The sequence below is a fragment of the Halomonas profundus genome (genome assembly GCF_020865425.1).
GTDB classification, from domain to species: Bacteria; Pseudomonadota; Gammaproteobacteria; order Pseudomonadales; family Halomonadaceae; genus Vreelandella; species Vreelandella titanicae.
Genome location: NZ_CP086344.1, coordinates 1,797,565 through 1,818,060 on the forward strand (window position 1 = coordinate 1,797,565; position 20,496 = coordinate 1,818,060).

Below are 20,496 nucleotides of genomic sequence, written 5' to 3' on the forward strand. Positions count from 1 at the left end.
GCTAGTTGATGCTAGTTTGGGGCCCCTGGCGCACCGCGCTCCCCATATACTGCTATTCCACCCCTGCCCGTGCGTTTAATGAAATACATACTTTTATCCGCGGCATCAATAAGCTCGCCCGCATCGCCAAATCCGCCGTCGTTCAGGCAGGCAATGCCAATCGAAACGGAGACATAGATAGGGTGCTGGTCGTTGTGAGCCATGGGCGTTTTTTCTAAACGCTGGGCAATACGTTTGGCGAATACTTGAGCTGCCTGGGCATCTTCATCTGGCAAAATGACCAGGAACTCTTCGCCTCCCCAGCGCCCCGCAAGATCGCCTTCACGAATAAGCGACTGCAGCGTTTTGCCGAATTTTTGCAGCACGTTGTCGCCCATTTGGTGGCCGTATTGATCGTTGAGCTTCTTAAAGTGGTCAAGGTCAATAAATACCACTGACATGATGCGAGACTGTTCCTGGCACAAGACAAAGCGCTTATGCATCTGCTCTTCAAGCCAGGATCGGTTGGCAAGACCGGTGAGCATATCGGTTCGTGAACGCTCTTCTAACTCTTCTTGTCGTTGACGCAGGGAGGCGAGCTCTACTTGTTGCGTTTCAAAGCGCGCTTTGAGCTGTAACGTCTGTTGAAACAACAGCTGTTGGGCCTCGGCAAGCAACGATTCGTTATCCTGCAAAGGGGGGGCCGTCATTTGCAGCATGTCCGCCAGCGCTGGCAACTGTTCCTGAATATTCTCTAACAAAAGCCGTAATGAGATCGCATGGGCGCCCTGGTAGGTTTCAAACTCTCGTACCACGGCGACGAGCGACTGCGCAGGATGTGAAGAGAGCCAGGCGTCGGCGATGGGCCCAGACAGCTGAATGCAAAGCCTATCGGCGGCGGTAATGTCGTACTCATTGTGGCTATCGCAGATACGCTGAGCGAGCGGTGTTGGAACACCCCATTTGGCAGCGAGCCAAGCACCTACTTGAGAGTGATCGCAGCCAAAAAGGCGCTGTTCCGACTCGGATAACTGTCGATGAGAGAGTGCGGCTTCAGCATACAACTCATTGCTCTCTTTAGGGTATGTCGCTCTTAAAGCCATGATGCCAATGTCTTGTAGTAAGGCGGCAGTGAAAACGGGCCCCGCCATGTCCGGGCAAAGCTGTATGGCAAGGTGTCGTGCTGCTAACGAGGCGATGATAGAGCGCATCCATACCCGCTGGTAATGGGCGTCAATACCTCTGTTTTGAAGCAGGCTGAAGCTCATTACCGCTGCCAGCGTGGTGTCTAACCCCAAACGTGCCGTTGCTTCTTGGCACGCATGTACCTTTATATGACTACGTGAGAAAAAAGCGCTATTGGCAAGGGCAATGATACGCATGCTCAAGGCAGGATCACGCTCGATAGCATTGGCGTAGTCGTTTACCGACGGATGCTCAGTACGCGCCACTTTTAAAACGTTAACGGCGACAGCAGGGAGGGTAGGTAAGTTTGGGCACTTGAGTAGATCAGCTATCAAAAATAACGGTAATTCTGTCGTTAAGACCAGGTCTTTCGAATTATCCTTTGCCTGGATGGCCTGCATTATTCTCTCCTTACGCGTATTTAGCTTGCAGCAGCCGTGAGCCATCCATGGCAATTGCCGTATTGGGCAGTATTCAGTCGTTTGTCTCAAACCATTTTAGGTGATTCGTCTGCTAAATACTCGCGTTTGAATGCCGATTTTATTACAGCTCAAAGTTCAAAAAATACGCTAAACCGAGAGGTTATGTAAGATATTTCTCAGAACCAGCTAAGAAGTTGGCTATTAGATGTCCGGCGCGACATGCGACTAAAGGGTATAGCGATGAGCCTTTTTTTATCTCAATTCAACTACCATACTAGTCATATCAGCTTCTGGCGCTAATCGTCTCGGGCTTCTCTAATTAGGATCAGGTGCAATGCACACGACATTACAAACGCTCTGGCAGGGAACCCACGAAGGGGAATCGGTTCGCCAACGGTTATTTCATGTGCTGAGGCAGTCGATTATTCAGATGGTACTGGCGCCGGGGCAGGCGCTATCGGAAAAGGAGCTTGCCGACACTTTTTCGGTGAGCCGTCAGCCAGTGCGGGAAGCTTTCATAAGGCTCTCAGAGTCAGGCTTGGTGGAAGTTCGCCCTCAAAGGGGAACCTATGTTGTACGCATTTCGCGCCAAGCGGTGCTAGAGGCACGATTTATTCGTGAGTCGCTTGAGGTGTCAATCGTACGCGAAGCCACCAAGCAACCCCTTCAGTCTGGCGTGCTAATGGAGCTTAACGAGCTTATTGATCGACAGCGTAGCTGCATCGAGCGACAAGACCATGACCGCTTCTTCTTTCTTGATGAAATGTTTCATCGCACCTTGGCATTGGCTACGGGACAAACCATGGCGTGGAATGTGATTGAAGACGTCAAAGCACAATTAGACAGAGTACGGTATTTGAGTATTCCTGATTCTACGCCTATTCCGAAATTGGCCGATCAGCATCAGGCCATCGTGGATGCGATATCTGCTGGAGATACTGACGCGGCAGTTCAGGCAATGAGTATTCATCAATGTGAAATACTCCACTCTCTGCCTGAATTAGAGCATCGCTTTCCGGAGCTGTTTGAAGGTGTGAGCATGAATGTTCATGCGCTAACTATATAAAACCCACTAATGAGTACAACAACGCTGCACAAGTTGCATGGAGTAGATCCAGCCAGAACTGGCTGGTGAATTATCAACAATAAATAGATGTCTTTAGGAGCCCTACATGAAACTCACAAAATTACTGCCTGCTGTTGCATTGGTTGTCGCAAGCCATTCGGCTCACGCTGCTTACCAGCTTAATGTCTCAATTGCGTTGAGTCCTCAGGATCCCATTGCTCAGGCGATGGAGAGCGCTAAAGAGGCGATTGATGAGCGCTCAGAGGGAGAGCTGACCATTCAGATTTTCCCAAACAGCCAGCTTGGTTCTGACGAAGACGTGATCGAACAAATTCGTAGTGGTGCCAATATCGCGATCTTAGTCGATGCGGGGCGTTTATCAGAGTATCAACCTGAGTTGGGTATCTTAAGTGCCCCTTATTTAGTTGAAGACTATCGTGATTATGACCAAATCACAACATCTCCGCTTTACCTTGATTGGGTCGAAAGTATGGCAGAAACCAGTGGTTTACGATTACTCAATTATAACTGGTTTCAAGGGTCACGACAGATGCTGACTCAAAATGAAGTGAAGACACCTGATGATTTGAGTGGTGTGCGTGTGCGGACTATCAACTCACCAGTATGGGTGAAAACCGTCGAAGCGATGGGCGCTACTCCAACACCGCTGCCTTGGTCAGAAGTTTACTCAGCGCTACAGCTAGGGTCGATCGACGGGGCTGAAGCACAACTAACCGCCGCTGAAGGCCAAAATCTGCATGAAGTTATTACTCATGTGGCACTAACAAACCATATTCATTTGATGACCGGTATTGCGACTTCTGAACAGTGGTATCAAGCATTACCTGATGAGCTGCGCTCTATTCTTGATGAAGAACTGCTAAAAGCTGGCGAAGCTGCTAGTCAAGCAACCGCAGCGGCTCAAGCCTCAGTGCGCGCGCGGATGGTAGCGGATGGCGTTACGTTTTCTCAAGTGGATATGGGCGTATTCAGAGATCGAATGGGCAGCGTTTATGAAGAGCTAGGTTACAACCAGTATCGTGATCAATTGCTTTCTTCAGAGTGAGTCTCAGCCCTCTGCTCGCCAGGGCGGGGGCTGCACCCTTTTTGTCTTTTGCTATTACTTAACTGTCCGGATGCCCGTATAGGGCGAGGAATGCTGTATGTGGCATTGGTACGATAAAGGTGAGGAGTGGCTGGCTATTATGCTACTTGGTGGTACCTCTCTCACCATGTTAGTTAGCTCAACGGCTAGGGCAATAGGAAATCCTTTTGCAGGGGGCGCTGAGCTTGCACAATTTTTGTTTATTTGGACTGCTGTATTAGGGGCTGATATTACCCTGCGCCAGGGAGGCCAGGTGCGAATTGATGCCCTTGTCATTCGTTTACCTCTTAAGTTACAGCTCATGATTACCAGCCTATGTGTTGGGATGATGATGCTCTTTTTGGCTCTTTTAATCTGGTATGGCTTCGTTCTAGCAGCTTCAAACTGGCAGCGTCCCATGGGAGTGGCAGGGCTTAGTTATGGGTATATCACTCTGGCACTTCCTGTCGGGGCATTGTTAATGATGCTTTCACTGGTACGCCGCTTGTTCGCTAAGGGCGTCATCGGGAGTTTGGTTGTTGACGATGATGACATTGTGGAGGAGGCGCTATGACGGCAGCTCTGTTATTAGGATTCGGTCTGCTTCTCATGGCGATAGGTATGCCCGTTGCCTTTGCTATTGGAATTGCGGGTTTCTCCTATTTCTTATTGCCAGAAACATTTTTACCGACAAGCATTGCCGTCCAGCGCATTGTATCTTCGACGCAATCATTTCCACTATTAGCTGTGCCGTTGTTTATTTTCATCGGCCATTTAATGAACGCCAGCGGTATTACCCCCCGTTTGGTTCACCTTTCTACTCTATTAGCAGGATGGATGAGCGGTGGTTTAGCCCAGGCAAGTATCGTGTTGAGCACCTTAATGGGCGGGGTTTCCGGTTCTGCCGTGGCGGATGCCGCAATGCAATCCAGGGTGCTGGGAAAAAGCATGATCAAGGGAGGCTATTCAGCGGGGTTTACTGGGGCGGTGCTCTCTATTGGGGGGCTGATTACTGCGACCATTCCACCGAGTATCGGATTGATCCTTTACGGCTATCTTGGCGAAGTTTCGATAGGGCGGCTATTTATCGCAGGCCTCGTGCCGGGCTTCTTGCTAATGGTGGCGCTGATGCTGACCACTTACATCATGGCTAAACGACGGGGCTATCAGCCAGTAAGGGAGCGGTTACCCACCGGCCGTGAAGTGCTTAAGGCCCTACGTGGCAGTATCTGGGCAATTCTCTTCCCCGTATGGCTCTTGGTGGGTATTCGCTATGGACTTTTTACCCCCTCCGAAGCAGGTGCTTTTGCGGTTGCTTATGCCTTGTTGGTGGGCTGCGTAATACACCGAGAAATGGGTATTAAAGAGATACTTAATGCCATGCGTGCCAGCGTAAGAGATATTGGCATGATAATGCTGATTATTATGTTCTCAGGCATTATTGGTTATGTCGTCTCTTTCGAAAGGGTGCCGCAAACAATAGCAGAGCTAACACTCGGCGTATTCTCTAGTCATATAACACTGTTGCTGGCAGTTTCCGTAATACTTGTTTTTCTAGGTATGTTGTTAGAAGCCACGGTTGTTGTCATGTTGTTAACCCCCATCTTGGTGCCCGTTATTAAAGCCGCAGGTGTTGATCCTGTTCATTTTGGGCTGTTAATGATGACGCTGGTTACGTTCGGTGGCATGACACCTCCTGTGGGTATTTCAATGTATACCGTGTGCGGAATATTACGATGCTCTTTTTATGAGTATAGCCGTGAGTTACTGCCTTTTGCCTTTGCTGTATTTGTGGTTGTGCTGGGCATTCTCTTCTTCCCCAATGTAGTGCTGTTTTTGCCTAACTTATTGCTGGGCTAAATCTGCCTATGGCACTCTCATAATGAAGGAGCGATGATGAAGTTTAATGATAATGTTGAGTTCATGGGCAAAGACTTTCTGTTAGAAAATGAAGCAGCCCGACGGCTTTATCATGAGCACGCAGCGATCATGCCGATTTGCGATTATCACTCGCACTTAGATCCAGTCGAAATAGCTCATAATACTCAGTTCGATAATTTAACCCAGCTATGGCTAAAAGGGGATCACTATAAATGGCGTGCAATGCGCTGCGCGGGTGTTGCTGAGCAGCGTATAACCGGAGATGTCAGTGACCGAGAACGCTTTCAAGCATGGGCGGAAACCGTACCCGACTGCTTAGGCAATCCACTCTATCATTGGACGCATCTTGAGCTTAAGAAGCCGTTAGGGATCGACAATATTCTCCTCTCTGCACAGACAGCTGAGGAGATATGGCACCTATCTAAACAGCGGCTAGCAACTCCACAGCTTAGTGCTCAAGGGATTTTGGAGCGCTTTAACGTGCGTACTATTTGTACCACGGATGATCCTGTGGATAGCTTGGAAACCCATCAACGGCACGCGAAGGCGAATGCTGGGCCGACTATGCTGCCGACATTTCGAGCTGATGCGGTTCTCAAAATAGAACAGCCAGCGTTTGTCGATTATCTCGCTACGCTCGAAGTTGCCAGTGGCGTGACGATACAGCGTTTCGATGATTTGCTGGCTGCTCTGTACCAGCGTCTCGAACATTTCGAAAGTTTAGGTTGCTGCCTTTCCGATCATAGCCTTGAGCAGCCCGTTTTTGTTGAACCTCCTGCAACTTATGAGCTGGATCGGATACTCGACCGCAGAAAGCGCGGAAATGAACTGAGCAGTGATGAAGTGCACGGCTTTACCACAGCAGTGCTGCTATGGCTCGGCAAGGAGTATGCACGCCGGGGCTGGGTCATGCAGCTTCACATTGGCGCTTTGCGCGATTTAAGCCAGCGGGGGCGTCGTGACATAGGCGCTAACAGTGGTTTCGATGCGATTGGCGATATCACCTACGCAGAACCTTTAGCGGCGCTGTTGGATGCGCTGGATAGCCAGCATCAACTGCCGCGCACCGTGCTTTATAACCTCAACCCGCGGGATAACGAAATGCTCGCTGGGCTGGCCGGTTCCTTTCAAGGTGATGGAATCCCCGGAAAAGTGCAGTTTGGAGCCGCATGGTGGTTTAACGACCAGCGTGATGGCATGGAACGCCAGCTAACTACCCAGATGCAGTTTGGTTTGCTGCGCCACTTTGTGGGCATGCTGACTGATTCTCGTAGCCTTCTATCGTTTTCTCGTCATGAGTATTTTCGGCGTATTTTTTGCCAAATGCTGGGGACTCAAATGACCCGCGGCGAGTTACCCAACGATATTGACCGAGTTGGCGAGCTGGTTCGTGCGGTGTGCTACCACAATGTGCAGCGCTACCTATTTGAGCGTTAACTTCTTTTTACTTCTTGTGATGGATTTACCATGATCATTAGCGATGCATATTTAATCGTAACGTCCCCAGGCCGCAACTTTGTCACGCTGAAAATTGTTACCGAATCAGGAGTGTATGGGATCGGCGACGCCACTTTAAACGGCCGCGAGCTGTCGGTGGTCGCTTACCTGGAAGAGCATGTATTACCAACATTAATTGGGCGTGATGCTAGCCGTATCGAAGATATCTGGCACTACCTTTATCGCGGCGCATACTGGCGGCGTGGCCCAGTAACGATGACGGCTATTGCGGCAGTCGACGTAGCCCTATGGGACATCAAAGCGAAGGTTGCGGGCATGCCTCTGTATCAACTGTTGGGTGGCAAGAGCCGTGACCGGGTAATGGTCTACGGTCATGCAACGGGGCGAGATATTGAAGCGTGCCTGGAAGAGGTCGCCCGCCATGTGGATGAGGGCTACAGAGCGGTACGCGTTCAAGCTGGTGTGCCAGGCATTGCCAGCATCTATGGTGTCGCCAAAAAAGAGGGTGAGCCCTATGAACCTGCAGATTCTGATTTGCCCGCAGAGCATGTGTGGAGTACCAGTAAATACTTAAACCATGTGCCTAAACTATTTGCCGCCGTACGTGAGCGCTTCGGCGATGATTTGCACGTGCTACACGATGTTCATCATCGCCTGACGCCCATCGAGGCTGCTCGCTTAGGTAAAGAAGTTGAGCCCTACCATCTCTTTTGGCTTGAAGACTGCGTACCGGCTGAGAACCAGGAGGCGTTTGGTCTTATCCGCCAGCACACCACCACGCCGCTGGCGGTGGGCGAAGTCTTTAACAGCCTGTTTGACGCCAAAGCGTTGATCGAGAATCAGTGGATTGACTATATACGCGCCACTTTAACCCACGCCGGGGGGATCACCCACGTACGGCGCATTGCCGATTTGGCGGGTCTTTACCATGTGCGTACCGGCTTCCACGGGCCAACGGATCTTTCGCCGGTTTGCTTGGGGGCGGCGATTCACTTTGACACCTGGGTACCCAACTTCGGCATCCAGGAGTATATGCCGCATACCAGCGCCACTGACGAGGTATTCCCCCACGATTATCGCTTTGAGGACGGGCATTTCATCGTTGGTGAAAAGCCGGGGCATGGTGTTGATATCGATGAACAGTTAGCCAAGCAATACCCCTATAAGCGCGCCAGCCTGCCGGTGAACCGGTTAGAAGACGGCACCTTGTGGCACTGGTGAAGGAGTTCATCTAGATGAAAGCATTCCAGGTAAAGGCGCCCCATGACTACCAGGTCGCGGAAGTTGATCCGCCCAAGGTGGCCGCTGGTGAAGCGTTGGTACGCGTAGCATTTGCCGGTATCTGCGGCTCGGATATGCACATTATCCATGGCGACAACGCCTTTGTGCGCTTTCCGCGCATCACCGGTCATGAGTTCGCCGGGGTAGTGGAGGCGGTAGGGGAAGGCGTGGCTGACGTAGCCGTTGGGGATCGCGTGTGCATTGACCCCGTTATCAGCTGTGGTGAGTGCTACCCCTGCCGGATTGGACGTCCCAACGTGTGCAGTTCGCTGGAAGTGATCGGCGTGCATCGCGATGGTGGTTTTGAAGAGTTTGTGGCCGTACCCGCGGCTAACGTACACCACCTACCCGAGCATATCGGGCTAGACGCCGCTGCCTTAGTTGAGCCTTATACCATTGCCGCCAACGTACTTGATCGTATGCAGCCGCATCCTGGTGATCGACTAATGATTCTGGGCGCCGGCGTTATTGGCCTTACGATCCTGCAAATGGCCCTGGCCAAGGGGATTGAAGAGGTCATCGTCACTGACGTTATTAACGAGCGGTTAGTGGCGGCAAAACAGCTTGGGGCAACGCAGGTATTTAATAGCCGCGAGCAGGATGTGGAAAAAGAGGTGCTTGCCTTAACCCAGGGGGAAGGCGTGCCGCTTATTGCCGATGCGGCATGCGTGCCAGCGCTGTTACCGCAAATGCTGCGTTTAGCGTCGCCAGCAGGGCGCATTGGTCTACTGGGCTTTAGCGTTCAGCCCAGCGAGCTAGTGCAGTTAGAGGTGATTAAGAAAGAGCTGACCCTGGTCGGGTCGCGGCTCAACAACCGTAAGTTTCCGGAGGTGCTAAAGCTAATGGCAAGTGGGCAGTTGGATCCGTTGGCGTTAGTCAGCCACCGGTTGCCGCTAAGCGACATGCCCAGCGCCATCGACATGCTTGATCACCGGCCAGAAGAGGCCCGCAAGGTGCTGATTCAAATCAGTGCTTGAGGGATGCTACTCCAACCCACGCCAACCCACGCGAAATTAATAGCTGCAATAAACAACTAACAACACCCGTGTGCAGGAGAAAGATAATGATCAAACAACTTATCACCAGCGCTGTTCTTGGGGCCGCCATGCTAGGCAGTCACTCACTAATGGCGGCAGACTTTACCCTGCGTTTTGGCCATTTAGCCAATGAGCAGAACATTTGGCACCAGGCCGCTGAGAAATTTAAACAGGAGGTCGAAGCAAACTCTGACGGGCAGATCGAAGTACGCCTCTATCCCAGTGAGCAGCTTGGGAACGAGATGGACGTGATCAACAGTATCCAACTGGGCACGGCGGATATGACTATTACCGGTGAAAGCTTACAGAACTGGGCGCCGAAAGCCGCGATGATGGCGGTACCGTACGCCTTTAGAGATTCCGAACACCTCCATGCCGCCGTTAACGGCGATATTGGTGCTGAGATTGAAGCGCAAATCACTGAACGCACTAACCTGGTACCTTTGGCGTGGTTTGAGCGTGGCCCCCGTGAGCTGACCTCCAATCGTCCTATCCGCACGCCTGATGAGCTGGATGGGTTACGTCTTCGCGTTCCTAACGTGCCGCTATTCGTTGATACATGGCAGGCAATGGGGGCACGTCCAACCCCAATGGCGTTTAGCGAAGTGTTCACTGCGCTGCAGCAAAACACCCTGGAAGGTCAAGAGAACCCGCTTAGTCTGATCGAAAGCGCCAGCTTTAATGAGGTGCAGGACTACGTCAACATGACCGGCCATGTGCGCAGCTGGATCTACGTGGTGATTGGCCGTAACCAGTTGGAAAGTATGCCGGAAGAACTTCAGCAAGTGGTGCGAGACGCTGCTCAAACGATGCAGGAGTATCAAGCCGAGCTTTTCGTTGATGACCAAGCACGTCTTGAGCAAGCGCTACAGGAGCGTGGCATGGAGTTCGTGGAAGTCGATGTCGATGCCTTTGCAGAGAAAGCTCGCCCCGCCGTGCTTGAGGCCTTAACCGAAGAGCAGCGTGAACTCTTTGACGCTATCCAAGACCTGTAAGCTCGGATTTGTGGTCAATTGATAATGACAATGGGCTGGCGTGCGCCAGTCCATTTTCTAACGATACAAGCAGCTTGCCCATGAGGATACGGTTATGAACTCGGGTCACAAAGCGCTTGAACAGCAAGCGTTGGAGAGTCTGGATTCAATGTCGGCGGTGCCTAAATTTAAAGGCCCCATTGGGCGTGTCATTGGCTGGGTGGACACGTGCTTTCTGACGTTGGCTGTTACGGCGCTGATTGCGATTGCCGCCACGGTACTGCTGCAAATTTGTTCACGGCTATTTTTGCCGTTTTCGATAGCCTGGACCGAAGAACTCTCGCGCTATCTGTTTATTTATATGGTGGCACTATCTGTTGGTGTGGTGCTGCGACAGAACCGAAACATCAGCGTTGAGCTTTTCCATCATCTACTGGGGCCGCGCATACAAGCAGCCTTTCAAGTGTTGATCTGTGCGCTGATTGGCCTGTTTGCCTTTTTGGTGCTGCCTTACGCTTGGCAGTATGCGCAAAACGGCGCTTGGCAAACCTCGCCAACGCTGCATGTTCCCATGCTGTATATCTTTTTCTCAACGGTAGTCACCTTTGCGCTTCTCCTGGTTTACAGCTTGCTGGGGTGTCTTGAGGGAATTATCGCAATGTGTCGCTCCTCTGCCTCCCTTCCGGAGTCGTAAGCATGGAAGTTATTATCCTCTTTAGCGTTTTCTTGGTTTTGCTCTTGGTGGGAATGCCCATTGCGTTTGCGCTGGGGTTAGCCTCGCTCTCTTATCTGCTGCTTGAAGGCATTTCATTAACCATCGTGCCGCAGCGCATGTATGCGGGTATCGACACCTTCGTGCTGCTGTGTATTCCCGGCTTTGTGCTGGCCGGCAATTTAATGAACGTGGGCAATATCACTGATCATATTGTGCGTTTTTCCAATGCTCTGTTAGGCCACATTCGCGGCGGTCTTGGCTTGGCCAATGTGGCAGGGTCGATGATTTTCGGTGGTATCTCCGGCACGGCGGTTGCAGATTCAGCCAGCATCGGTTCGGTGATGATTCCCGGTATGGCTCGCTCAGGCTATGACAAGCCGTTTGCTGCTGCGGTTACCGCCGCCTCGTCAACCGTTGGGCCGATTATACCGCCCAGCGTACCCATGATCATTGCCGGTTCGCTCAGCGGGATTTCGGTCGGACGGATGTTCCTGGCAGGTGCCGTACCGGGGCTTCTAATGGGCCTCGCCATGATGATTACGGTGTATCTCCTGGCCGTTCGGCGTGGATATCCCAAAGAGCAGCGGGTACCGTTTTTGCAGCTGCTGCGCGAAGCCAAAACGGCCTTCTGGGCACTGCTGATGACTGTGATTATTCTCTACGGCATTATTGGCGGGTTCTTTACCCCTACCGAAGCTTCTATTGTGGCTTGCCTCTATGCCTTGGTCGTCGGCATGTATGTGTATAAAGGCCTGTCGTGGAAAAAGCTTCCGGCGATTTTGTCAGACACCGTATTAACCTCTTCGGCACTCCTGCTGATGGTGGGGTTAGCCAACCTGTTTGGCTGGATACTCACCAGTGAGCAGATCCCTCAGATGATAGCCTCACTGATTCTCTCCATTAGCGATAACCCGCTCATTGTTTTACTCATCCTTAACCTGATTCTTTTGTTTGTTGGCGCTTTTATGGAGACTATTGCCGCGCTGATTATTCTTTTCCCGGCCTTGGTGGGAGTCGCCACTGGCGTGGGTGTCGATCCGGTTCACTTTGCGGTAATCGCGGTGTTGAACCTGATGATTGGGCTGACAACCCCGCCGGTGGGGGTCTGCCTATTCGTGGTAGCGGGGATTGGCAAGCTACCTATGTTGACGGTGGCAAAAGCCATCGTGCCTTTTTTGCTGTGCAACTTGGCGGTACTGTTGTTGGTGACCTATGTCCCCGCGATTTCGCTTTGGTTGCCTAACTTGCTGATGGGAGAGTAGTTGATGATGGCTCCAAAGCTTATTGAAGCAAAGCCAAGAAGTGGTCGGATCGGGATTGTCCATCTGGGGTTAGGCGCTTTTCATCGTGCCCACCAAGCGGTCTATTTAGAACGTTATCGCCAACGCAGTGGCGATGGTGAGTGGGGCGTTTGCAGCGCGAATTTACGCTCTAGCGTTGGTTTAGTCGACGGCTTACGTGCGGCAGGGCAGCGCTATCATGTAGCGGAGTACGCCGATAGTGACAGCGTCACGCTGCGTGAAATTGGCGTTATTGAAGAGACGCTATTCTCGGGCCGTGATGGCGCGGACGAAGGTATGGATAGCTGGGGCCGAGACCGAGAGGTGCTACTGGCACGAATGGCCTCTGCGGATACCCGTGTCGTTACGTTAACAGTCACTGAGAAGGGCTACTTTTTAAACCCCGCGAGCGGTGAGTTAAAAGTCGATGACCCAATGATCATCGGTGATATTGCCTCGCCCCAACAGCCGCGAACGGCCCCAGGCTTATTGGTAGACGCGTTGGCTCAGCGGCGTGAGGCTGGCATTGCCCCCTTTACCGTGCTCTCTTGCGACAATATGCCAGATAACGGTAAGCGGACACGCCAGGCGGTGGTGCAACTAGCCGAGCATCGTGACGCAGAACTGGCCAGTTGGATTGCCACTGAAGTAGCGTTTCCCTGCAGCATGGTGGATCGCATCGTCCCCGCGATGACGGATGCCGACTTTGAGCGCTTAGCGGCGCTGGGAATTTCCGACTCAAATGCGGTGGTATGTGAAGCTTTCTCTCAGTGGGTGGTGGAAGATAACTTCCCCATGGGGCGGCCAGGCTGGGAAGCGGAGGGCGTCGAGATGGTTGCCGACGTGGCGCCGTTTGAAACCATGAAGCTGCGTATGCTAAATGGCAGCCACTCCTTGTTGGCCTATCTTGGTGCACTTGCAGGTATCGAAACGGTCTATGACGGCATCAATCATGGCGAGCTTAGGGCGTTGTTACGCCGCTATATGCTTGAAGAGGCAGCACCTACGCTAGAGATGCCCGAGGGAATCGATTTAGACGCTTATGCTGACTCGCTGCTGGCACGCTTTGCCAATGACAGTTTGCGTCATCGTCTACAGCAGATCGCTATGGATGGTAGCCAAAAGCTTCCACAGCGCTGGCTTTCCGGCGCGCTGGAACGTAGTGCCGCTGGTCAAACTTCGCCCTGCGTGGCGCTGGGAGTGGCGGCCTGGATTCGCTATACCGCGGGTCAAGACCTGCAAGGAAATAGTTACCCCGTGGATGATCCGCTAGCCAAGCGCTTTGCAGAGCTGCACCAGATGCATGGTAGCGATCCCCGCGCGCTGGTAGCGGCCTATTTAGCCATGGACGATGTGGTGCCAAACGCATTGGCACAAGACGATGCGTTTGCACAGGCGGTGCTGGTGGCATATCAAACACTCACCCAGGGCGGGTTGCGTGAGGCACTAGCGGGCTTATAATCCCGTTAAGTTCAAAACCCCACTGATTGAATCAATCAGTGGGGTTTTTTAGTGCGCACTTATGGCTAACGCTTAGTGAGGGGCAGCGGGCGCTTCAGCGTTCGTGAGAGTCGGTTCGGGCACTTGCTCCATACGCTTGCGCTCTTGGTCAAGAATTGCCAGTGCCTGGGCAGAAGTCACGCGTGAGGCGGGCGTCACTAGGCTTACAACCACACCCGCTACCAGCGCTACTAGCACAGCGGGGATGCTTGGGTTACCCCAGAAGGCTGTCCAGTCGTTATTGGCAATAATCGTTAAGGAGGTCACCGACGCGCAAATTAACGTGGCGATGGCACCCTGCCAGTTATAACGTGACCAGAAACGGCCCAGCATGGCACTCACAAACAGCCCTGACAGAATCGTCGAGATCATGCGGGTGATGTAGGTGATGACATTGTCTGAGGCCAGCGCGAACAGCAGCGCCAGACCAATGGTTGCCACTAGCGCAATACGCGAGAAGCGCACTACATTTCGCGCTGAGGGCGTGCGGCCCGTTGCCAGCACGTACAGATCGCGAATCAGTGTGGAAACACCGGCAATGGCATCAGAGCTCGCGCTAGACATCGTAGCGGAAAGACCCGCTACCAATAGCAGTAGTCCTAATCCTAGGGGCATAATTTCAGTGGCCAGAAAAGGGAAGGCGAAGTTGCTATTTTCAAGCCCAGGGTTAAGGGCGTGGGTGGCCATACCAATAATCGCGGGAATGATCGAAAAGCCCAGGTAAAGAACGCCGGTGATTAAGAACGAGCGGCGTACCGATTTGACTGATTTTCCTGAATAAATGCGCTGACGAAAGGAGGGCGTAGCAAGCACGCCAATGGCAATGACGGCAGCCAGTGACAGCGCTGGCAGCGCACCAATTTGACCAATACCTAGAAAGCTAGTGGCCCCCGCATCCATACCTGCCGTAAGGCCTGAGAAGCCGCCAACCTCCACTAGCGCCAGCACCGCCATCAAAATAAAACCCGCAAACAGCACGACCGCTTGAATGGTGTCAGTCCAGATAACCGCAAAATAACCCCCTACCACGCAGTAAATGCCGAAGCCTAACGCCACCAGAATACGTGCGGTGGTTAGATCGATATCCGCCATCCAGGAGAGGTAGAGACCACCGCCAAGAATATGCGCGCCCAACCAGCCTATACAGGCGATATAGATAAGTAGCGCGACCACATTACGTACCAGCCGATTCGCACCGACGTAATAGGCGAGTTCCTCACTCATGGTCATAAAGCGAAGTTTACGTACGGGAGCAAAACAGACCGCGAGCAGTAAAATACCCACGGCTCCCCCGAGCCCGTATAAAGCACCTGCCCAGCCGTTGGCGTAACCAAATCCGACGGCGCCCATGCTGGAGCCGGTGCCCACCATGGTCGCGACCGTAGTACCTACGGTGAGAAATAGCGGTACGCTTCGCCCGCCGAGTAGAAAGTCGTCGCCGCTGCCCCGTTTGTGTCTTGAAATCCACCAGCCAAACACAATCATGGCGACGATGTAGAGCACGAAGGTAATAAGGAATAGTTGGCTGTTCATGTTAACCTCTTATCGTTGTTTATCCGGCCGTTGCCGCGGCCGAAGGTAGGCAATGGAAGCGATTACCGCGGGGCTTTTTTATCCTAATCACGCGGTAATCTGGCGCTGCGCCCTTGCCGGGGCGCGGCGCTTTTTATTGGTACTTAAAGCTGGTTGTTTAAGCGCGATCGGCGCGGTAACACTTAACGTCAACTTCTACTTTGCAATCCACCACCAGGTCTTGAACGCTGCAAATACGTGCCGGTGGGTTGTCGCCAAATATCTCCTTGAAGACTTTGTTGAACGACGTGAAATAGCGGGCATCAGTCAATACCGTGGTGACATGTACTACGTCCTCAACGCCGTAGCCGGCTTCTTGCATGATGGCCAAGCAGTTGTCGAAGGCGAGGCGTGTCTGCTCAACAATGCCGCCTTCAACGACTTCGCCATCGGTCATGGGTGTTTGGCCAGAAACGTATAGCCAGCCGCCTGCTGCGACGGCACGGGCAAAGGGCAGCTTCTGGCCGCCGGTGCCTACGCCGCCTTCGGTACCGTATCGAGTAATGCTCATGGGGTTTGCTCCTGGTTGGTTTGTAGGGGAGGGATCGTTTGAGAAATTCGCTCTGTTCTGCGTAGCATCCGGCCAGACCGTTGATCTGAAATTGCGCCTTGGTGATAGGCGATCTTGCCGTTCACCACGACCATGTCGATGCCTTTAGCTGCCGCAATAGGGACTTCGTAATTCGCTGTATCTTCCAGCACCGCAAGATCAAAAAGAGTGAGATCTGCGTAAGCGCCAATACGGATCTCACCGCGATCCGTTAAGCCGAAATTGGCCGCTGAAAGGCTGGTCATCTTGCGCACTGCTTCTGACAGCGGCATGAGTTTTAAATCGCGGCTGTAGTGAGCCAGTACACGTGGAAAAGCACCCCATAGGCGCGGATGAGGGTGGGGGTCGTTCGGTAATCCATCGGAACCGACCATGGAGAGCGGGTGCGCTAACACTTGCTGCATATCCGCTTCACTCATGTTGTGGTAAACCGCACCGGCAGGCTGTAGCTGTTTGGCCGCATCTAGCAGTGATATTCCCCACTCAGCGGCGATCACTTTAAGTGGACGACGCGCCTGCTCAGGGTGCGGTGTCGACCAGGTAATGGTGATCTCAATCTCGTCGGTTACCTGACCGAGATCGAGGGTGGAGGAGCCTGCGGTGTAGGGGTAGCAATCGCAGTGAGCATGCTGATGCTGGGCGGCAGTCTCCAGTTTACTCAGCGCTTTACCAGCGCCTCCCCAATTGCCCGCGCCTGCGCATTTAAGGTGCGAGATCACCAGAGGCACCTGGCCATTGCGAGCGGTGGAAAATGCTTCGTCCATGGCACCCAGCAGGCCCGCAAACTCATCTCGAAGATGGGTGGTATATACGCCGCCTGATTGGCCAACGGCTGCCACCAGTGGGGCCATCTCGGCGGTCGGCGCGTGTATCGCGTTACGGTAGGCAAGCCCTGAACTAAGCCCTAGGGCTCCCTCATCCAGCGCTTGGCTTAGCAACACTTCCATGTTGGCAATTTCTTCTTGAGTCGCAGGCCGGGCAAAGCTATCCATCACCTGGCTGCGCAGACTCGTATGCCCCACCAAGGCGGCGACGTTGATACTTGGTGCGGCAGCGTCTACGGCGTTGGCATAGGCGCTGAAGCTTGGGTAGCTAAAGTCCTCTAGCTTGCCCAGTAAATTCATGGGGTCGGGTACTTCGCGTGTGAGTGTCACGGGGCTGGCACTGATCCCACAGTTACCCACCACCACCGTCGTTACTCCTTGTGTCAGCTTCGGCAGCATCTCGGGAGTACGAATCACATTGGTATCATCGTGAGTGTGGACATCGATAAAACCAGGGGCCAGATAGCGATCTTGGGCGTCAATAATGGTGGTGGCGGTGGCGTAAGGCATGTCACCGATGGCGCAGATACGCTCGCCTTGTATAGCCACATCGGCACGAAAATGGGCTGCGCCGGAGCCATCCAGTACGTTGGTGTTACGAATCAGCAGGTCGTAAACCATCCTAATCTCCTAATGGCTGGCGGTTGTCGCCACCGCGATGATCATCCAGGCTAAGCTTGAGACGACGCAATTTAGTCCGCGAGCGTTCGCGATGGCGCATGGCAAGTTCAAGTGCCAACACATCAACGACCGCCAGCATGGCGTAGCGGGAAGCTGAAGGGTGATAGATAAAGTCGGTCTCCCGGGAGGTGATCGGGAGCACAATGTCGGATGTTTCGGCTAATGGAGAATTCATTGCGGTTATCGCAATCACTTTGGCGCCGTACTGTTTTGCGATCTTTGCTGACTCCACCATCTCCGGCGTGTAGCCAGTCACCGACAGCACGACGACGACGTCATCAGGCTCAAGAGTGGATGCCACCATGCGGGGTAGTAGTGCTTGAGGGTAAGCACAGATCGCATAGCCAAGGCGTACCAGGCGAAACTGAAGCTCTTGGGAGAGAATGCTGGAACCGCCCCCTGCGCCAAATACCAATATCTGGCGCGCTTTATCCAGCTGTTCGACAGCGCCTGCCACATCGGCCTGGGCGAGCAAGTCACGGTTAAGCGCGAGGGTTTGTGTGGCAATGTCATACACCACGCTTGAGCTGTCTTCGGGGGTCGCTTCTTGTATAAAACGGCGACCTGCTGCTAAAGCGCGTGTTAAGCGCGTTTTTAAGTCGCGCACATTAGTGCAGCCGATAGCGCGTGCAAACCGGGTGACACTGGCATCACTTACCCCCGCGCGCTGGGCGATGTCACCGATGCTTGCTTCGGTGACAAACTCGATGTCAGCAAATATCAGCTCGGCGACTTTTTTTTCAGCTTCACGCAAGGCAGCAAAGTCAGTGGTAATACGTGACAAGATGTCGATTTCCTGGCTCACCGTGGACTCCTAATGGTTGCCTGATTTAAAAAGTATGTTAGTTTTTAACCTTAAGTCAATAGTTGTGAAAATATCTAACATTGATGCTTTATTAAAAAAGAGGATATGGGCGAATGCAGACAATGGCGTTAGCGATGGATAAAGGCGGTGAGGAATTGGGATCAAACCTGCTATCAGGTGTCAGCCTTCCCGCTGCCGTGGTGCATGAAGGCCCACTGGCTCATAACGTAGAGTGGATGCAACGATTCGCAGAGGCTCATGGTGCCCGCTTGGCGCCCCATGGCAAAACCACCATGACGCCCGCGCTTTTCCATCGTCAGCTTCAGGCGGGTGCGTGGGGGATCACCCTGGCGACTGCACCCCAGTGTCGTGCTGCCTTCGCCAATGGCGTTACCCGAATATTGATGGCGAACCAACTGGTGGGTCAGGCAAATATGGCCATTATCGCCAGTCTGATCGAACAGGGCGCTGCGTTTTATTGTGTGGTCGATAGCCATGAGAATGCGCGCCAGCTCGGGCGCTTTTTTGCTGAGCGGGGCTTGACGTTATCGGTGCTTATTGAGATAGGCGTGGAGGGTGGCCGCTGTGGCTGCCGCAATCAGCAGCAAATTCTTTCGCTGGCGGAGGTGATTGCTAGTGAACCAGCACTTTCTCTGGTGGGCCTGGAGGGCTATGAGGGTGTGGTTCACGGGGATAATCCCGAATCCGGTATTCGTACCTATGCTAAATACCTGGTGGATGTTGCCGTAGAGCTCGAAGCTGCTGGACGCTTTGCTGAAGAGAACCCGATTGTCACCGCGTCAGGTTCCGCCTGGTATGACGTGATTGCGGAGGCCTTTCAGGGCGCACCACTTCAGGGGAGATTTACCCCCGTGCTACGCCCAGGTTGCTACATCGTCCACGACCATGGGCTTTATCGTGAAGCGCAATCAGCGGTATTAGGCCGCCGGCCGGATTTGCAGCAGGGGCTTGAGCCTGCCCTGGAAGTCTTTGCCCAGGTGCAGTCGCTTCCCGAACCTGGGCTTGCCATTGTGGCGCTAGGTAAGCGTGATATCGGTCATGACCAGCTACCTATTGCCCTGCGTCGGTTCCGGGAAGCCGGTGAGCCCTCTCAGTCAATGTCAGTTGCTGGCTGGGAGGTGGCAAAAATTATGGATCAGCACACCTTTGTGCGCCTTCCGGAAGGGGCTCAAGATGTCGAGGTCGGTGATATTGTCGCCTTTGGCGCCTCTCATCCCTGTTTAACCTTCGATAAATGGCGCCAGATACTGTTAGTGGATGATCAACTAAACGTTAAAGAGCGTATGGCGACCTACTTTTAGCGCCCTGTTATAGAGAACGCCGTTATAGAGAACATCATTTAGCTCGTTGTACCTGCTGGTAGGCGCCCACCAATAGCCAGTGTCAGGGCGTCTGCCAGTTCCCCTAGCTGTTCCCGGCAGCGGTCGATGCTGGGAACTTCCCGATGCATCGCTTCTGGAATCAGAGTGAGATAAGGGATGGTGATAACGGCTTCGATAACGTCATGAACCCCAAAGACAGGGAAGCTGATATTGGTTAACCCTTGGACTTGAGGGCTTGGCCCCACGTGGTAGCCCTGCTGGCGAATCGGATCAAATAGCGCCCGCGTTCGGTCAACCTCTTGTTGCGTTGCATCGCTGGCGGCGAGAATGCGCTCCCGGCGTGGCTCATCCAGAAAGGCCAGCATGACGGCCCCAGAACCGGAGCCGCATATATCGATGTTGGCCCCCAGGCGCAGCCCAAAGCCCATCTTGTCGGGGTTTTCATACTGGGCCACTACCAATAGATGACCAGGACGAGCAACGCTAAGGTGACACGACTGGGAGATTTCATGGCACAGCTCTTCCATGCGCGGTAGCGCGGCCTGTACTAACCGCTTGGTGGGCGGGAAGCGGTGGGCCATCTCAAACATCTTTAGCGTTAGCTGATAGCGGCTACCGCTATCATCCATGCTGACGTAGCCACGATCCCGCAGCACCATCAGCATGCGGTACATCTCATTGGTTTTACGGCCGATCTGCTCGGCAATCGCTTGGGTGCTTAGCGGCTGGGAAGATTGGGCAAGCAGCTCCAAAATATCCAACCCTTTCTCTAAGGCAGGGGCGTGGTACTGCGTTTCAGCCTTCTCCTTCATTCAAGCTCCCTTACGTGATTGCCTATCGCTCGTTGATCGTGGCGTTA

Annotated in this window: 18 protein-coding genes; 12 read left to right on the plus strand and 6 right to left on the minus strand. The window is 53.2% G+C overall.

Translation table 11 applies throughout. The annotated features are described in order from the left end of the window. Positions 1–11: 11 nt before the first annotated feature. Positions 12–1,565: a sensor domain-containing diguanylate cyclase gene (locus tag LMS44_RS07950; RefSeq protein ID WP_159176570.1), complete on the minus strand. Its 1,554-nt coding sequence runs from the start codon at positions 1,563–1,565 to the stop codon at positions 12–14. 355 nt (positions 1,566–1,920) lie between these two features. Between LMS44_RS07950 and LMS44_RS07955 the strand changes: the two genes are divergently transcribed. The 11 genes from LMS44_RS07955 (at position 1,921) to LMS44_RS08005 (ending at position 13,823) form a co-directional block, all read left to right on the plus strand. Beyond that, positions 1,921–2,652, plus strand: coding sequence for a GntR family transcriptional regulator (locus tag LMS44_RS07955; RefSeq protein ID WP_027959012.1), 732 nt, complete (start codon positions 1,921–1,923; stop codon positions 2,650–2,652). A 106-nt stretch (positions 2,653–2,758) separates the two neighbouring features. Then, positions 2,759–3,718, plus strand: coding sequence for a C4-dicarboxylate TRAP transporter substrate-binding protein (locus tag LMS44_RS07960; protein ID WP_159176571.1), 960 nt, complete (start codon positions 2,759–2,761; stop codon positions 3,716–3,718). Between the two features lie 97 nt (positions 3,719–3,815). Beyond that, the gene (locus tag LMS44_RS07965) at positions 3,816–4,310 is read left to right on the plus strand and encodes a TRAP transporter small permease (protein ID WP_022524052.1); all 495 of its coding nucleotides are present in this window, start codon (positions 3,816–3,818) and stop codon (positions 4,308–4,310) included. After that, a complete protein-coding gene (locus LMS44_RS07970; RefSeq protein WP_022524051.1) occupies positions 4,307–5,596 on the plus strand; it encodes a TRAP transporter large permease in 1,290 nt (429 codons plus the stop codon). Before LMS44_RS07965 ends, LMS44_RS07970 begins: the two co-directional genes overlap by 4 nt. Positions 5,597–5,632: 36 nt before the next feature. Continuing rightward, on the plus strand, positions 5,633–7,054 hold the full coding sequence (uxaC, locus tag LMS44_RS07975) for a glucuronate isomerase (RefSeq protein ID WP_236557275.1): 1,422 nt from the start codon (positions 5,633–5,635) through the stop codon (positions 7,052–7,054). Between the two features lie 30 nt (positions 7,055–7,084). Continuing rightward, a complete protein-coding gene (gene manD / locus LMS44_RS07980) occupies positions 7,085–8,296 on the plus strand; it encodes a D-mannonate dehydratase ManD (RefSeq protein WP_159176573.1) in 1,212 nt (403 codons plus the stop codon). A gap of 14 nt (positions 8,297–8,310) precedes the next feature. Further along, positions 8,311–9,333: a Zn-dependent oxidoreductase gene (locus LMS44_RS07985; RefSeq protein ID WP_009287704.1), complete on the plus strand. Its 1,023-nt coding sequence runs from the start codon at positions 8,311–8,313 to the stop codon at positions 9,331–9,333. A gap of 86 nt (positions 9,334–9,419) precedes the next feature. Further along, positions 9,420–10,388, plus strand: coding sequence for a TRAP transporter substrate-binding protein (locus LMS44_RS07990; RefSeq protein ID WP_022524048.1), 969 nt, complete (start codon positions 9,420–9,422; stop codon positions 10,386–10,388). 94 nt (positions 10,389–10,482) lie between these two features. Then, positions 10,483–11,061 carry a TRAP transporter small permease gene (locus LMS44_RS07995; RefSeq protein ID WP_159176574.1) on the plus strand — a complete coding sequence of 193 codons (579 nt, stop codon included), beginning with the start codon at positions 10,483–10,485 and terminating at the stop codon, positions 11,059–11,061. A gap of 2 nt (positions 11,062–11,063) precedes the next feature. Then, positions 11,064–12,344 (plus strand): TRAP transporter large permease, encoded by a 1,281-nt coding sequence (locus LMS44_RS08000; protein WP_278369595.1) that lies wholly within the window; start codon positions 11,064–11,066, stop codon positions 12,342–12,344. Between the two features lie 3 nt (positions 12,345–12,347). Continuing rightward, positions 12,348–13,823 (plus strand): mannitol dehydrogenase family protein, encoded by a 1,476-nt coding sequence (locus LMS44_RS08005; RefSeq protein WP_278369594.1) that lies wholly within the window; start codon positions 12,348–12,350, stop codon positions 13,821–13,823. Positions 13,824–13,895: 72 nt separating this feature from the next. Here the strand turns inward: LMS44_RS08005 and LMS44_RS08010 are convergent, their stop codons facing one another. The 4 genes from LMS44_RS08010 to LMS44_RS08025 all read right to left on the minus strand — a co-directional run bounded on the left by LMS44_RS08010 (position 13,896) and on the right by LMS44_RS08025 (position 18,294). Further along, a complete protein-coding gene (locus LMS44_RS08010) occupies positions 13,896–15,395 on the minus strand; it encodes a sodium:solute symporter family protein (RefSeq protein ID WP_278369593.1) in 1,500 nt (499 codons plus the stop codon). A 157-nt stretch (positions 15,396–15,552) separates the two neighbouring features. Next, positions 15,553–15,945, minus strand: a complete 393-nt coding sequence (locus LMS44_RS08015; protein ID WP_278369592.1) for a RidA family protein — start codon at positions 15,943–15,945, stop codon at positions 15,553–15,555. Then, positions 15,942–17,429 carry an N-acyl-D-amino-acid deacylase family protein gene (locus tag LMS44_RS08020; RefSeq protein WP_278369591.1) on the minus strand — a complete coding sequence of 496 codons (1,488 nt, stop codon included), beginning with the start codon at positions 17,427–17,429 and terminating at the stop codon, positions 15,942–15,944. Before LMS44_RS08020 ends, LMS44_RS08015 begins: the two co-directional genes overlap by 4 nt. A gap of 1 nt (position 17,430) precedes the next feature. Next, positions 17,431–18,294: a MurR/RpiR family transcriptional regulator gene (locus LMS44_RS08025; RefSeq protein WP_278369590.1), complete on the minus strand. Its 864-nt coding sequence runs from the start codon at positions 18,292–18,294 to the stop codon at positions 17,431–17,433. A 113-nt stretch (positions 18,295–18,407) separates the two neighbouring features. On the opposite strand from LMS44_RS08025, the gene LMS44_RS08030 reads away from it, so the two are divergent. Next, positions 18,408–19,616: an amino acid deaminase gene (locus tag LMS44_RS08030; RefSeq protein WP_278369589.1), complete on the plus strand. Its 1,209-nt coding sequence runs from the start codon at positions 18,408–18,410 to the stop codon at positions 19,614–19,616. A gap of 38 nt (positions 19,617–19,654) precedes the next feature. Here LMS44_RS08030 and LMS44_RS08035 read toward each other — a convergent pair whose 3' ends face one another. After that, entirely contained in the window at positions 19,655–20,449 is a 795-nt protein-coding gene (locus LMS44_RS08035; RefSeq protein ID WP_041157996.1) for an IclR family transcriptional regulator, read from the minus strand. Between the last annotated feature and the right edge of the window lie 47 nt (positions 20,450–20,496).

What these genes read in the sequence shown, in the direction of transcription:
- LMS44_RS07950 (WP_159176570.1), bottom strand. Translation starts at nt 1,565, where the DNA reads ATGCAGGCCATCCAGGCAAAGGATAATTCGAAAGACCTGGTCTTAACG.
- LMS44_RS07955 (WP_027959012.1), top strand. Translation starts at nt 1,921, where the DNA reads ATGCACACGACATTACAAACGCTCTGGCAGGGAACCCACGAAGGGGAA.
- LMS44_RS07960 (WP_159176571.1), top strand. Translation starts at nt 2,759, where the DNA reads ATGAAACTCACAAAATTACTGCCTGCTGTTGCATTGGTTGTCGCAAGC.
- LMS44_RS07965 (WP_022524052.1), top strand. Translation starts at nt 3,816, where the DNA reads ATGTGGCATTGGTACGATAAAGGTGAGGAGTGGCTGGCTATTATGCTA.
- LMS44_RS07970 (WP_022524051.1), top strand. Translation starts at nt 4,307, where the DNA reads ATGACGGCAGCTCTGTTATTAGGATTCGGTCTGCTTCTCATGGCGATA.
- uxaC (WP_236557275.1), top strand. Translation starts at nt 5,633, where the DNA reads ATGAAGTTTAATGATAATGTTGAGTTCATGGGCAAAGACTTTCTGTTA.
- manD (WP_159176573.1), top strand. Translation starts at nt 7,085, where the DNA reads ATGATCATTAGCGATGCATATTTAATCGTAACGTCCCCAGGCCGCAAC.
- LMS44_RS07985 (WP_009287704.1), top strand. Translation starts at nt 8,311, where the DNA reads ATGAAAGCATTCCAGGTAAAGGCGCCCCATGACTACCAGGTCGCGGAA.
- LMS44_RS07990 (WP_022524048.1), top strand. Translation starts at nt 9,420, where the DNA reads ATGATCAAACAACTTATCACCAGCGCTGTTCTTGGGGCCGCCATGCTA.
- LMS44_RS07995 (WP_159176574.1), top strand. Translation starts at nt 10,483, where the DNA reads ATGAACTCGGGTCACAAAGCGCTTGAACAGCAAGCGTTGGAGAGTCTG.
- LMS44_RS08000 (WP_278369595.1), top strand. Translation starts at nt 11,064, where the DNA reads ATGGAAGTTATTATCCTCTTTAGCGTTTTCTTGGTTTTGCTCTTGGTG.
- LMS44_RS08005 (WP_278369594.1), top strand. Translation starts at nt 12,348, where the DNA reads ATGATGGCTCCAAAGCTTATTGAAGCAAAGCCAAGAAGTGGTCGGATC.
- LMS44_RS08010 (WP_278369593.1), bottom strand. Translation starts at nt 15,395, where the DNA reads ATGAACAGCCAACTATTCCTTATTACCTTCGTGCTCTACATCGTCGCC.
- LMS44_RS08015 (WP_278369592.1), bottom strand. Translation starts at nt 15,945, where the DNA reads ATGAGCATTACTCGATACGGTACCGAAGGCGGCGTAGGCACCGGCGGC.
- LMS44_RS08020 (WP_278369591.1), bottom strand. Translation starts at nt 17,429, where the DNA reads ATGGTTTACGACCTGCTGATTCGTAACACCAACGTACTGGATGGCTCC.
- LMS44_RS08030 (WP_278369589.1), top strand. Translation starts at nt 18,408, where the DNA reads ATGCAGACAATGGCGTTAGCGATGGATAAAGGCGGTGAGGAATTGGGA.
- LMS44_RS08035 (WP_041157996.1), bottom strand. Translation starts at nt 20,449, where the DNA reads ATGAAGGAGAAGGCTGAAACGCAGTACCACGCCCCTGCCTTAGAGAAA.